The sequence below is a fragment of the Lyngbya sp. CCAP 1446/10 genome (assembly GCF_026130175.1).
Lineage (GTDB): Bacteria > Cyanobacteriota > Cyanobacteriia > Cyanobacteriales > Microcoleaceae > Microcoleus.
This window is the reverse complement of the sequence record NZ_JAIGNI010000016.1, coordinates 19,528-32,675: the sequence shown is the minus strand read 5'-3', so window position 1 is coordinate 32,675 and position 13,148 is coordinate 19,528. Positions and strand designations below refer to the sequence as shown.

At 46.1% G+C, this 13,148-nt stretch carries 10 protein-coding genes; 4 read left to right on the top strand and 6 right to left on the bottom strand.

All coding sequences use genetic code 11. From position 1 onward, the window contains the following. Both K4039_RS09590 and acs read left to right on the top strand, forming a co-directional pair. Complete coding sequence (locus K4039_RS09590) at positions 1-126, top strand: hypothetical protein (RefSeq protein WP_265234936.1); 126 nt, start codon at positions 1-3, stop codon at positions 124-126. A 302-nt stretch (positions 127-428) separates the two neighbouring features. Next, positions 429-2,399: an acetate--CoA ligase gene (acs, locus tag K4039_RS09585; RefSeq protein ID WP_265234935.1), complete on the top strand. Its 1,971-nt coding sequence runs from the start codon at positions 429-431 to the stop codon at positions 2,397-2,399. A 540-nt stretch (positions 2,400-2,939) separates the two neighbouring features. On the opposite strand, the gene K4039_RS09580 is transcribed toward acs, so the two are convergent. The 5 genes from K4039_RS09580 to K4039_RS09560 form a co-directional block, all read right to left on the bottom strand. Beyond that, a complete protein-coding gene (locus K4039_RS09580) occupies positions 2,940-3,506 on the bottom strand; it encodes a Uma2 family endonuclease (protein WP_321161589.1) in 567 nt (188 codons plus the stop codon). An 8-nt stretch (positions 3,507-3,514) separates the two neighbouring features. Next, on the bottom strand, positions 3,515-3,844 hold the full coding sequence (locus K4039_RS09575) for an iron-sulfur cluster assembly accessory protein (RefSeq protein ID WP_265234934.1): 330 nt from the start codon (positions 3,842-3,844) through the stop codon (positions 3,515-3,517). A 97-nt stretch (positions 3,845-3,941) separates the two neighbouring features. Further along, entirely contained in the window at positions 3,942-4,361 is a 420-nt protein-coding gene (locus tag K4039_RS09570; RefSeq protein WP_265234933.1) for a phosphomannose isomerase type II C-terminal cupin domain, read from the bottom strand. Between the two features lie 383 nt (positions 4,362-4,744). Continuing rightward, positions 4,745-5,740 (bottom strand): Fic family protein, encoded by a 996-nt coding sequence (locus tag K4039_RS09565; protein ID WP_265234932.1) that lies wholly within the window; start codon positions 5,738-5,740, stop codon positions 4,745-4,747. A gap of 278 nt (positions 5,741-6,018) precedes the next feature. Then, the gene (locus K4039_RS09560) at positions 6,019-6,231 is read right to left on the bottom strand and encodes a DUF433 domain-containing protein (protein ID WP_265234931.1); all 213 of its coding nucleotides are present in this window, start codon (positions 6,229-6,231) and stop codon (positions 6,019-6,021) included. Between the two features lie 202 nt (positions 6,232-6,433). Here K4039_RS09560 and gltB point away from each other — a divergent pair, with 202 nt between their 5' ends. After that, positions 6,434-11,020, top strand: a complete 4,587-nt coding sequence (gene gltB / locus K4039_RS09555; RefSeq protein ID WP_265234930.1) for a glutamate synthase large subunit — start codon at positions 6,434-6,436, stop codon at positions 11,018-11,020. A 291-nt stretch (positions 11,021-11,311) separates the two neighbouring features. Here gltB and K4039_RS09550 read toward each other — a convergent pair whose 3' ends face one another. Further along, on the bottom strand, positions 11,312-12,640 hold the full coding sequence (locus tag K4039_RS09550) for a HEPN domain-containing protein (RefSeq protein WP_265234928.1): 1,329 nt from the start codon (positions 12,638-12,640) through the stop codon (positions 11,312-11,314). A 108-nt stretch (positions 12,641-12,748) separates the two neighbouring features. Between K4039_RS09550 and K4039_RS09545 the strand changes: the two genes are divergently transcribed. Continuing rightward, entirely contained in the window at positions 12,749-12,994 is a 246-nt protein-coding gene (locus K4039_RS09545) for a hypothetical protein (RefSeq protein ID WP_265234927.1), read from the top strand. Positions 12,995-13,148 lie beyond the last annotated feature (154 nt).

Genomic DNA, 13,148 nt, shown 5'->3' with positions numbered 1-13,148 from the left:
ATGTTTGCAATAGTATGTGCAGTCTTTGACTTGTATCATTCAATTAGATATGAGGTCGCCACAATGACTGAAATTACTCTCAACCCAACGGAACTAAAAGAAAGATTGAAAAGTGCGATCGTATAACGACTGCTCTATGCCTGTTCATTTAACAGAGCATTTAGAGCAAAATCACCATATCCCAGGAATATTTATCCTGAATTTCAAGCTGAATATCGGTCAAAACATTGAACTAATATTTCTGATTTATGAAGCATCATTTGATAATGAGTACCAAGATAGAATTTACAATTTACCAGTGCTATAGTTTTTAACACATCCCCAATACTTACAAAATTTCCCAACGTCTTAAGGAAAATAAACATACTTTTGCCCCAATTTATGCACACAATAGCTAAAAAGAGTAACTGAACTAAAAACTAACAGCGATGTCACAAGATACCATCGAATCAATTCTGCATGAAAAACGCCTATTCCCGCCCACGGCTGAATTCTCCCAAAAAGCACACGTCAAAAGCTTAGAAGAATACCGCGCCCTCTACGAAAAAGCGAAAGCCGACCCCCAAGCATTCTGGGCTGAACTCGCTACCCAAGAATTGCACTGGTTTCAAAAGTGGGATACCGTGCTCGACTGGCAGCCACCTGTTGCTAAATGGTTTGTCAATGGCAAAATTAACATTTCTTACAATTGTCTCGATCGCCATTTAACCACCTGGCGCAAAAACAAAGCCGCCCTGATCTGGGAAGGCGAACCCGGTGACTCCCGTACCCTGACTTACGCGCAACTCCACCGCGAAGTCTGTCAAATGGCGAATGTCATCAAAGATTTGGGTGTCCAAAAGGGCGATCGCGTCGGCATTTATATGCCCATGATTCCCGAAGCTGCGATCGCCATGCTAGCCTGTGCGAGAATCGGTGCAGTACACAGCGTAGTATTCGGCGGATTTAGCGCAGAAGCTTTGCGCGATCGCCTCAACGACGGCGAAGCAAAACTCGTCATCACCGCCGACGGTGGCTTCCGCAAAGATACCGCCGTCGGCCTCAAAGCACAAGTAGACAAAGCATTAGGAAATAATGCCGTACCAAGCGTTACCAACGTTCTCGTCGTCCAGCGTACCAAACAAGAAGTGCACATGGAACCAGGGCGCGATCATTGGTGGCACGATTTGCAAAAAGGTGCATCGGCAAATTGTCCCGCCGAACCGATGGATAGCGAAGATATGCTATTCGTACTCTACACCAGCGGCAGCACCGGCAAACCGAAAGGAGTCGTCCACACAATCGGTGGCTACAACCTTTATACCCACATAACAACCAAGTGGATATTCGACTTACAAGATACCGATGTTTATTGGTGTACTGCCGATGTCGGCTGGATTACAGGCCACAGTTACATCCTCTACGGGCCACTTTCCAACGGTGCAACAACTTTAATGTATGAAGGTGCGCCCCGCACGTCCAATCCCGGCTGTTTTTGGGACGTAATTGAAAAATACGGTGTCACCGTTTTCTACACCGCACCAACAGCAATTCGCACCTTTATGAAAATGGGCGAACACTTGCCCAACGCGCGCAATTTGTCATCTTTACGATTGTTAGGAACCGTCGGCGAACCAATCAATCCCGAAGCTTGGATGTGGTATCAGCGCGTAATTGGTAACTCAAATTGTCCGATTGTTGATACTTGGTGGCAAACAGAAACAGGCGGAATTATGATTACCGCTTTGCCCGGTGCAATTCCCACAAAACCCGGTTCTGCAACCCTTCCATTCCCCGGAATTGTCGCCGATGTCGTTGACCAAGATGGCGAACCAGTAACTAATCAAAGCGGCGGTTATTTAGTTGTAAAACATCCTTGGCCGGGAATGATGCGTACACTTTACAACGATCCAGAGCGTTTCCGCCGCACTTATTGGGAATATTTGCACCCCAAAAATGGCGAATTTGTGTACTTTGCTGGAGACGGCGCGCACAAGGATAAAGATGGTTATTTCTGGGTAATGGGCCGCGTTGATGATGTGATTAATGTCGCCGGACACCGACTCGGCACGATGGAAGTTGAATCGGCTTTGGTATCGCATCCAGCGGTGGCGGAAGCTGCGGTTGTTGGCAAACCGGATGAGATTAAAGGTGAGGAAATTGTCGCTTTTGTGACGCTGGATAACTCGCAGCAGCCTAGCGACGCATTGGCTAAGGAGTTGAAGCAGCACGTTGTGAAGGAGATTGGGGCGATCGCCCGTCCCGGCGAAATTCGATTTACCGATGCTTTGCCGAAAACTCGCAGCGGTAAGATTATGCGCCGTTTGCTGCGTTCTTTAGCTGCCGGAGAAGAGGTTTCTGGGGATACTTCGACTTTGGAAGATCGGACTGTTTTGGATAAGTTGCGCGGCGGTTCCTAGGGGTATTTTTGCAACCGCAGATTTGAGCAGATGAACGCAGATTAACGCAGATGTGTTTTGATCTGCGTTCATCTGCGGTTTCATTATTAATTTACTTATTTACTGCGCGATAGATCAATACGGTTAACTTAACGTTTTTTGTCAGCAGCGATCGCGCGTGAGAGAAATCGCAGAAATTATGACACTTATCGGTTAAGTCGCGCTGAGCAATTATCTTCTTAAGTGAACCGAAATATAACTGCTCTGAATTATCGGCGCTTGATTCCTTTAGTAAGTGTCGTATAACCCAGGATTAATTGTGATTTTAGTGGCTCAAAAAAGCTGTGTTACTTATTGAGTTTATGATGAATAATACATGAAAATACGTGGAGTTTTTGCAGGAATTAAGATATTTGTAGAATTTAAAATGAATTCAAAAACGCTTACAAATTACTACCTACCGCAACTTATTGAGCATCCAAAAATTTGGCATAATCAATATTTTTCTCATGAACCGCATCTTCGCGATTCGTTGTAAACTAATTGTATTAAAATGCAAGATTATGCTTGAGTTTCTGCTTCTGTAAAAATTGGCGGCCACAGTTCAGAAATTGGCAATTGCCAACCAGGGAAAAGTTCGGTAACAGTCAAATTATCTCCATTTACTAGCACAATTGGTTCACCTTCCTGACGATAAACTGTTACAGTTTCTTCGTCTGGATCGATCAGAATTCCTACTTGTGCTCCGAGTGCGATAAAATTCAGAATCTTTTTTTCGAGAGGTTTTATGTGATCGCTTTGTGATTTAATTTCTACTACCAAGTCGGGGACTAATTCTCCGAAATAACGCGGACTTTGCCTGAGACGCGCGGCCCGCACAAAAGAAACATCGGGTGCTGTGAGGTTAGCATCAGGTAAAATAAAGCCACCTGCGGAGTCAAATATTCGGCCCAGACGGCGGGGATAAACCCAATTGGCGAGCAACCAAATGAAAATTACACCAATTTCGCTAGATACAATATCTGATGGGCCCACAATGATAATCTTCCCGCTTTCTAGTTCTAGTTGGTAATCTTGACCGGCTTCTTGGAAGGTTTTTTGGACTTTTTCTAAGTCTTTGATGGTCATCATATTGATTATTCCCTGGCCGAAAATGAGTTGCCGCAGCTACAGCTTTTGGCGGCATTGGGATTGTGATATCGGAAACCTCCGCCCATCAAGTCTTCTGAATAATCTAAGGTGAGTTCATTCAGATATTTTAAGTGCTGGGGGTCGATCGCAACTTGAACTCCCTCGGACTCGCATACAGCATCGCCTGGGGCTGGCGCATCGTCAAATGCCATTGTATAAGACAAACCGGAGCAGCCGCTCGATTCCACGCCCAGACGAAACAAAGCATTGGGGCTGCGATACTTTGACTTGAGGCGTTTTACTTCTGTGGCTGCTGTTTTGCTCAGATTAATCATGATTGGTAATTTGTAATTTGTAATTGAAATGTAGGGTGCGCAATGCGCACCTTACCAGGAGATTTTCTGGTAAGGTGCGCACCTTACCGAGAGTAAATTACTTCGCTTTTTCTGTGCGGGCATAATCGTCTTGAAACCGGATAATATCATCTTCTCCGAGATATTCGCCATTCTGCACTTCAATTAAAACCAGGGGGATAACTCCCGGATTTTCCAGACGGTGAGAAGTGCACTGCGGAACGTAGGTAGACTGATTTGTAAACAAAACTTGTTCACTTTCGCCACAAGTAACTTTTGCAGTACCAGAAACTACGATCCAATGTTCGCTGCGGTGGTGGTGCATTTGCAGGCTGAGGCGGTGTCCGGGATTAACTTCGATGCGCTTAATTTTATATCCTGGGCCTTCTTCTAGAGTCGTAAATGAGCCCCAAGGCCGCGATTCTGTGGCGGTTATTTCGTTGAGTGCTCCAGGTGCGTGCAGACTAGATAGTTTAGAAATTGCTTGAACTTGAACCATGTTTTGACTCCTTGAGGATTGCTTACTGAATCCTGTGGTAAACGACTTTGGGTTTGATATTAGCTAATTTATCCTGAAAACCGAACTCCGATCGCGCGAACCGGTTAGCGGACTGTAGATTTTTGCAGTTTTGCCTGTGAAAGCTCGATCGACGCACCTTGACCACCATAGCAAAATCATCACAGTAGTTGTCACCTGTTATGTGATCGATCGCCCAAATCTACATCAAATCTTCATCTACGGCGACTGGTTCTTTATTTAAGGGGGCATCTTGTAGGATTTACGGTTGTTTTGGAATGATTTAACCACAGAGGGCGCAGAGGGCGCAGAGTCGGAGAGGAGACAGATGAATAATTGCGATACCAGCGGATTTGAGATGAATCCTAATCCAGCTCTTGAGACTGCTGTTGCAAAACTGTTAGCATCTCTTGATAGAAAGGCAGCCCTTGACTCTGACTATCGCTGGCGGTGGCTACGATTTGCAGGGTTTCGATCAGGGAGTACCGGGCTGCATCTACAATCAAATCGAGGAGGGGATGAATCCCGGAATCATTTTGCTGTGCTTGGGCGATCGCCTCGATATACGCAGCACGCACCTGGTTAGATACAATCACAATGGGATATCCGGCCCGCAACAGCAGGAGATTCATCAATAACCGCCCGGTTCGCCCGTTACCATCCCGAAACGGATGAATCGAAACAAAGCGAAGATGTGCTTCGGCTGCAAACTCTAGTGGATGCAACGATTTGATTTGATCGCTGTTAAGCCATTGGATAAATTCCGGCATTAAATCCGAAAGCAAATAATGAGGCGGATAGAGGTATTCGGTACCAGCGGCTTTGACATCTAACTGCCGATAACGTCCAGCTTCATCCGGCGCGATTGCTCTTATAATTAAGTTGTGAATTTGTTTAATTTCCCATTCACCGATCGCAGTGTCCGATCGCGTTAAAGCTTCAATATAGTCGATCGCATCTCGATGTCCAATAACTTCTAGATGTTCGCGCAGAGTTTTGCCGCCGACAGTGATGCCAGTTTTTAGGACTAACTCAGTTTCGCGCTGCGTCAAGGTATTGCCCTCGATCGCGTTAGAATGATAAGTGAACCGCACATCGTAGAGTTTTTTCAATTCTGAAACCAGAGTCGGAGAAAGCGGGCGAAAGCTATCTAACCAGACTTTGAGGCGATCAACTTTTTGCAGTTTTTCAGAAAGATTCATCGCGGATGAGAAGGGAAAATGCTGGTGGAGGATGTCACCCAGACGCTGAGGATATAGTCGTACTAAGACTGCGATAAATTTATTTCTACAAAACAGGCAAGATGCCTGTTCCACAGAGACTAATGGAAGGCTAATTAACAACATATCCGAATTGCTCATCTCTCCTCTCTTCCTCTGCGCTCTCTGCGGACTCTGCGGTTAAAAAAATCCAAATATCAATTTATCATCAACAAGCCATTTTTTACTTATTTATGAACAGGCAATATACAATCCAATAGTGCGATAAACTCATTTCTCAAAAACAGACAAGATGCCTGTTCCACAAAGACTAATGAAAAACCGATTAACAACATATCCGAATTGCTCATCTCTCCTCTCTTCCTCTGCGCTCTCTGCGGCCTCTGCGGTTAAAAAAAATCCAAATATCAACTTATCATCTAATTACCAACAAGCTGTTTTTCTGCCTCTTCCAGCAACCCAATAACTTGCTCTTTAGTCACAGTTGGAAATCCATCCAAAAAATCATCAATGGATTCTCCTGCTTTCAGATAGTCCAGAAGTGTTTGTACTGGAACTCTAGTACAAGCAAAGACTGGAGTGCCGCCCATAATCTCAGGAGATACGCTAATAATTAGAGGATTTTTCAGCATAAATATTTAGACCTTCGGGTTTCATAGTTAACTCATCAGCTTCAACTATTTTTACACGCTCCATCGATCGCATCAGCTTTGATTTTTTCGTGCATCTACCCAATTGAGTAAATCTATATATAATACATGATACTAGATCGATCGCCATCCCACGCTTGACTCTAGATCAAAATCTTTTCATCACTTTGAGAGACACATCAAAATGAACAACAACGGACTGCCAGTAAAACAAGGCCTGTACGATCCGCAGTTCGAGCACGATGCTTGCGGAGTCGGGTTCATCGTACACATGAAAGGTAACAAATCCCACGAAATCGTCGAACAGGGACTAACAATCCTGCTGAATCTCGACCACCGGGGGGCCTGCGGCTGCGAACCCAACACCGGAGACGGGGCGGGAATTTTGATGCAAGTGCCGCACAAATTCATGAAAAAAGTAACGGCGGCCCTCAACATCCAACTTCCAGAAGCCGGCGAATACGGTGTCGGCGCGATTTACTCGTCGGCAAACCAAACTGAACGCGAAAACGGCAAACGCATTTTTGAGGAAATCGCGGCAGAAGAAGGCCAAGAAGTGCTCGGCTGGCGCGATGTTCCCACGGACAACTCATCCCTCGGCGACACCGCCAAATCTAGCGAACCTTTCATGCAGCAGGTGTTTGTTCGGCGCGCCGCAGGTATTGACGAGGCGGGCTTTGAACGTAAATTGTATGTGATCCGCAAACGCGCTCACAATGCGATTCGCAGGGCGAAGGTAGACCCATACTGGTATAATTCCACTCTGTCGTGCCGCACGATCGTCTACAAAGGAATGTTAATGCCGGTGCAAGTGGGAGATTACTATCCCGACCTCCACGACCCCGACATGGAAAGCGCTCTAGCCCTAGTTCACTCGCGCTTCAGCACCAATACTTTTCCGAGTTGGGAACGATCGCACCCTTACCGCTACATCGCCCACAACGGCGAAATCAACACCATGCGCGGCAACATCAACTGGATGCACGCGCGGCAATCCTTGTTCGAGTCGGAGTTGTTCGGAGACGATTTGAAGAAAATCCCGAATTTAATCAACATCGAAGGTAGCGACTCGACGATTTTTGACAACGCTTTGGAATTGCTATATTTGGCCGGGCGTTCTTTACCCCACGCCGTGATGATGATGATTCCCGAACCTTGGACAGCCCACGAGTCCATGAGTGACGAGAAAAAAGCTTTCTACGAATACCATTCCTGCTTGATAGAACCTTGGGATGGCCCGGCTTCGATCGCATTTACCGATGGTACATCGATCGGCGCAGTGCTCGATCGCAACGGTTTGCGCCCTTCCCGCTACTGCGTCACCAAAGACGACTTAGTAATCATGGCATCGGAAGCCGGAGTTTTGCCGATCGCCCCAGAAAGAATCCTATCAAAAGGCCGTTTGCAACCGGGGCGGATGTTCCTAGTAAATACTGAGGAAGGCCGCATCGTTTCTGATGAGGAAATTAAGACCAAAATCGCCACAGAACACCCGTACCGCGAGTGGATTGACCAGCACATGGTCGAAATCGCCAAACTCCCAGATGCGCCAGCAGTCCCAGAATCCGACCCCGAAACATTGATCCAGCGCCAAATGGCCTTTGGCTATACCTTTGAAGAACTGCGGTTGCTGTTAGCGCCAATGGCAAAAAATGGTGTAGAAGCTATCGGTGCAATGGGTGCAGATACGCCGCTAGCCGTGCTTTCCAACCGCCCAAAACTGCTTTACGAATACTTCCAGCAACTGTTTGCTCAAGTTACCAATCCGCCGATCGATTCGATCCGCGAAGAAATTGTCACTTCTGCTGAAACTACGATCGGCGCTGAACGCAATTTGCTGAAGCCAGAACCGGAAAGCTGCCATTTAATCGAACTGAAAACGCCAATTCTCAGCAATGAAGAATTAGCAAAACTCAAACAGGTAAATCTAGGTAATTTTCGCTCTACTACACTACCGATTTTGTTCAACCCCAAAAGCGGGGTAAAAGGTCTCGAACAGGCGTTAGAAGAAGTTTTTGCAGCAGCAGATCGCGCGATCGCCTCTGGGGTGAATATCATCATTTTGAGCGATCGGGGAATCAACGCCGAAAACGCTCCAATTCCGGCGCTGCTGGCGGTTGCGGGCTTGCATCACCACCTGATCAGTAAAGGTACGCGCACGCGGGCGGGACTTGTTCTCGAATCCGGTGAACCGCGCGAAGTGCATCACTTTGCGACTTTAATCGGCTACGGTTGCGGTGCGATCAATCCGTACTTGGCCTTTGAGACGATCGCCGATTCGATCCGCGAAAAATTGCTGCTAGATGTCGATTACAAAACAGCTTGCAAAAACTACGTGAAAGCCGCAACTAAGGGTGTGACAAAAGTTGCCTCAAAAATTGGGATTTCCACGATTCAAAGTTATCGCGGCGCGCAGATTTTTGAGGCGATCGGATTGAACAAATCCGTAGTCGATAAATACTTTACTTGGACAGCATCGCGGATTGCAGGTGTAGACTTGGAAATCATCGCCCAAGAAGCAATTTTGCGCCACACCCACGCATTCCCAGAACGCCCCAGCAGCGGACATACTCTCGATGTCGGCGGCGAATATCAGTGGCGGAAAGAAGGCGAGGCGCATTTGTTCAGCCCGCAGACAATTCACGCGCTGCAAAAGTCGGTACGCGAGGGCAGTTATCCGCTTTTCAAACAGTATTCTGGGCTGGTAAACGAACAAAATCAGCAGCATTTTACCTTGCGCGGTTTGTTGCAATTCAAGCAGCGGGAATCAATCCCAATTGAAGAAGTAGAACCCGTGGAAGCGATTGTTAAACGCTTCAAAACTGGGGCGATGAGTTACGGTTCGATTTCCCAAGAAGCGCATGAGTCTTTGGCGATCGCCATGAACCGCATTGGTGGCAAATCGAACACCGGTGAAGGCGGCGAAGATTCCGATCGCTACACTTGGACGAACGATCTGGGTGACTCGAAAAACAGTGCGATCAAACAAGTAGCTTCCGGGCGTTTCGGCGTTACCAGCTTGTACCTTTCCCAAGCGCGGGAACTGCAAATTAAGATGGCGCAAGGCGCGAAACCCGGAGAAGGCGGACAGTTACCGGGTAAAAAAGTATACCCTTGGATTGCGAAAGTACGGAACTCTACTCCTGGTGTGGGTTTGATTTCGCCTCCTCCTCACCACGATATTTATTCGATCGAGGATTTGGCCGAATTGATTCATGACTTGAAAAATGCCAACCGGGAAGCGCGGGTTAGCGTGAAACTGGTGTCGGAAGTGGGAGTCGGGACGATCGCAGCCGGTGTTGCTAAAGCCCACGCCGATGTCGTGCTAATTTCCGGCTACGACGGCGGTACAGGCGCATCTCCGCAAACTTCGATCAAACACGCGGGTTTACCTTGGGAGTTGGGATTGGCGGAAACTCACCAGACTTTGGTACTCAACAATCTCCGCAGTCGCATTGCTGTGGAAACCGACGGTCAAATGAAAACCGGGCGCGATGTAGCAATTGCTGCACTGCTTGGTGCTGAGGAATTCGGTTTTGCCACCGCGCCGCTGGTAACTTTGGGCTGTATCATGATGCGCGTCTGCCATCAAAACACTTGCCCCGTGGGTGTTGCAACTCAAGATCCCTTGTTGCGGAAAAACTTTACCGGCGATCCGCAGCACACGGTAAACTTTATGACATTCATCGCCCAAGAAGTCCGTGAAATTATGGCGCAGTTGGGTTTCCGCACGCTGAATGAAATGGTTGGCCGCACTGATGTGTTGGAAGCGCAGCAAGCGGTGGAACACTGGAAGGCTAAGGGTTTGGATTTCTCGAACATCCTGTATCAGCCGGAGGTTGGGGCGGATGTCGGGCGCTATTGTCAGATGGCGCAGGATCACGGGTTGGAAAAGTCGATGGATATGACTGTGTTGTTGGATTTGTGCAAAGGTGCGATCGCAAATGGCGAAAAAGTGCACGCAAAACTGCCAATTACCAACATCAACCGCGTTGTCGGCACAATTCTCGGTAACGAAATCACCAAACGCCACTGGGAAGGTTTACCCGATGACACGGTACACCTGCACTTCCAAGGTAGCGCGGGACAAAGCTTTGGCGCATTCGTGCCCAAGGGAGTCACTCTGGAGCTCGAAGGCGAGGCCAACGACTATCTCGGCAAGGGTCTGAGCGGCGGCAAAATCATCTTGTATCCGTCGCCGGCTTCTACCTTTGTCGCAGAAGAAAATGTGATTGTTGGCAACGTGGTGCTTTACGGAGCCACCGCTGGTGATGTTTTCATCCGGGGGATGGCGGGGGAACGTTTCGCTGTCCGCAATTCCGGGGTAAACGCGGTAGTTGAGGGTGTGGGCGATCACGGTTGCGAGTACATGACTGGCGGCAAAGTTGTGGTTTTGGGTGAAACCGGGCGCAATTTTGCAGCGGGTATGAGTGGCGGTGTTGCTTACATTTTGGATGAGGCGGGGGATTTTGCTACTCGCTGCAATATGTCGATGGTGGATTTGGAAAAACTGGAGGATGTTGAGGAAATTAGCGATTTGCGGCTGATGCTTCAAACTCATGTTGATTTGACTGGAAGTGCGATCGCATCGAAGGTTCTTGCTGCGTGGGATGAGATGGTGCCGGTGTTTGTGAAGGTGATGCCGCGGGATTATAAGCGGGTGTTGCAGGCTATTGAAAGGGCGATCGCATCGGGTTTAAGCGGTGATGATGCGCTGACTGCTGCGTTTGAAGAAAATGCTCGCGATGTCGCTCGAATTGGCGGCAGTTAGGCTTTAAAATGAGGAATGGGTAATGAGTGTTAGTAACAATCCATTACCTATTCCTCACGAGCGATCGATTATAGCCTTTCTCGCTTTAGTGAGGTACAAATTTTACCTGAAAAACTTGACTATGTAAGGGTTACAGCATACCTCAGCATACCTCATCTTTGTGAGAAAGGCTATACCAACTATCAACTACTTTAATGGCTATTGTTTGAGCCGGAGTTATAGCTGTATTGACTGGCGGTGCAAAAGTAAATTCTGAGCGCAGCGAGTAATTAATCAGACTCCAGCGCTGTGTTATATTGCATCACCAGAATACTTAATTTTTTTGAGAATAGTATATAAGTCTTCTACAGAATCAACGCTATTAAGCTTGTCTGATGTGAGTATCTTTATTATTACATGACGTGCTATTTCAAGCAGAGTTTGATAATCTGCTTGACTAATATCTTTGTTGCCAGAGTGTACAATCTTCGATCTCAAGCCATACATTTTTTTTACTTTTGATTCCATTTTTAATCTTTCATCGACTGAGCTGCGTAATATAAGAGCTATACTTTCAGACATTTGATTCATAATTGAGGGAGTAATGATTTCTCTTTCGTTATATGTAAAGATAATTTCTAGAGCGATGGCCGCCTTGATAAAAGCACTTTGTGGTGAGGGATCAGCCATTGATTGTCCGATCCATTCAACTGCCAGCATAATTCTTTTTTGAAATTTATTAAGGTTTTTCTTTGTAGTAAAACCCCAAACAGTGTGATATCCATTATCCTCGTTTACAAAATATGGATTGTCAAGTGATATCTGTTCTATTGGGCCATGATTACTCAATGAGCTTGACACTTCCCCCATATCAGACAATATGTAAGCTTTACGATGACGCCAGCCTTGGTAGTTTAAAACGCCAACTTCAAAGTGATTTGTGACGGAACCTATGAGATATCTTAGGATAAGCTCGAATCGCTCAAAATGTTCGTCAGCAATTTCAAGTGCTTTTTCAGAGTGTCTTGCTTCAGCCTTCCATTCAATTAAATATTCTGGATTGTCCTTGAAGCATATTAATTGAGAAGATGAATTTGTTTTTGACTCAAAAATTGACTCAATAAACTCTTTTTGTGAAGCAAACTCGTATATTGTGTAACCACCCAATAACAAGGGACTTGTGGGGCTATTTAAAACTATTCCATGTATGTCTCGGAATACAGAAAATGTTTTTATACTTTCCGCCTCAAGCTTTTTCAGAAACGATGATACATCAGGTTCTTTAGCTAAGCATTTTTTTGCAAAAAATTCTCTAAAATGCTTTATTAGCAGCGATTCATATCTTTCTAACGTATAGGTATTTTTAATTTCCTCATCTGAATTAAATGCCCTTAATATTGCGTCGATATATTTGAGGTTATTTTCGTTTACAAAGTTTATAGCATAGTCACCACTCCCAAAAGTTTTATAGGAGGAGACATCTATCCTCTCCCCAAAATCACCTGTTTCTGCCAATTCTATAATTTCATTTACAATCTGAAGAAGATTCATGGCTTTCTTTAGCAATCTAACGTTCGTGTTCAGCGCTGCCAGTATCCTTAGCAAGGCTATAGAGAAATAAGGTATTAAGCTGTTAGTCATTTAAATTTCTTGCCTGAACCCTTAAAGTATGGGTATAGACCACAAATAATGCAGTTTAAATGTGGAACAGCTTACCACCATGCAAATCAATTATGACACAGATAGACTATGAAAGCAATTGAAACCACCGGAAAAATTGACGGTCGAGGGCGACTTTTTCTCGATAGACCCCTTGCGCTTGCCAACTACAGCCACGTTCGGATTATTGTCTTAGTACCGGAAGACACTGATATCGATCCAGATGATGACCCCATCGAAACTGTCCTCGAAGGGCTTCAGCAAGGCTTCCATGAAGCAATTACCGGACAAACTCTCCCTTTGTCTCAAATGTGGGACGGCATCGATGACAACTGATCCACAACCGATCACAATTGAAGTCACGGCTGAATTGCTGCTGGGGAAACCGTGTTGAGATATCTAGAAAACATCAGAACGATTACTAAAGGCACGTTATCAGTCGGAAAAAAATAAGAGAATACTGTCAAAGTCACGCTGATTTCTATCATGC

What these genes read in the sequence shown, in the direction of transcription:
- K4039_RS09580 (WP_321161589.1), bottom strand. Translation starts at nt 3,506, where the DNA reads ATGACCATCAAAGACTTAGAAAAAGTCCAAAAAACCTTCCAAGAAGCC.
- K4039_RS09590 (WP_265234936.1), top strand. Translation starts at nt 1, where the DNA reads ATGTTTGCAATAGTATGTGCAGTCTTTGACTTGTATCATTCAATTAGA.
- K4039_RS09575 (WP_265234934.1), bottom strand. Translation starts at nt 3,844, where the DNA reads ATGATTAATCTGAGCAAAACAGCAGCCACAGAAGTAAAACGCCTCAAG.
- K4039_RS09565 (WP_265234932.1), bottom strand. Translation starts at nt 5,740, where the DNA reads ATGAGCAATTCGGATATGTTGTTAATTAGCCTTCCATTAGTCTCTGTG.
- K4039_RS09550 (WP_265234928.1), bottom strand. Translation starts at nt 12,640, where the DNA reads ATGACTAACAGCTTAATACCTTATTTCTCTATAGCCTTGCTAAGGATA.
- K4039_RS09560 (WP_265234931.1), bottom strand. Translation starts at nt 6,231, where the DNA reads ATGCTGAAAAATCCTCTAATTATTAGCGTATCTCCTGAGATTATGGGC.
- K4039_RS09545 (WP_265234927.1), top strand. Translation starts at nt 12,749, where the DNA reads ATGAAAGCAATTGAAACCACCGGAAAAATTGACGGTCGAGGGCGACTT.
- gltB (WP_265234930.1), top strand. Translation starts at nt 6,434, where the DNA reads ATGAACAACAACGGACTGCCAGTAAAACAAGGCCTGTACGATCCGCAG.
- K4039_RS09570 (WP_265234933.1), bottom strand. Translation starts at nt 4,361, where the DNA reads ATGGTTCAAGTTCAAGCAATTTCTAAACTATCTAGTCTGCACGCACCT.
- acs (WP_265234935.1), top strand. Translation starts at nt 429, where the DNA reads ATGTCACAAGATACCATCGAATCAATTCTGCATGAAAAACGCCTATTC.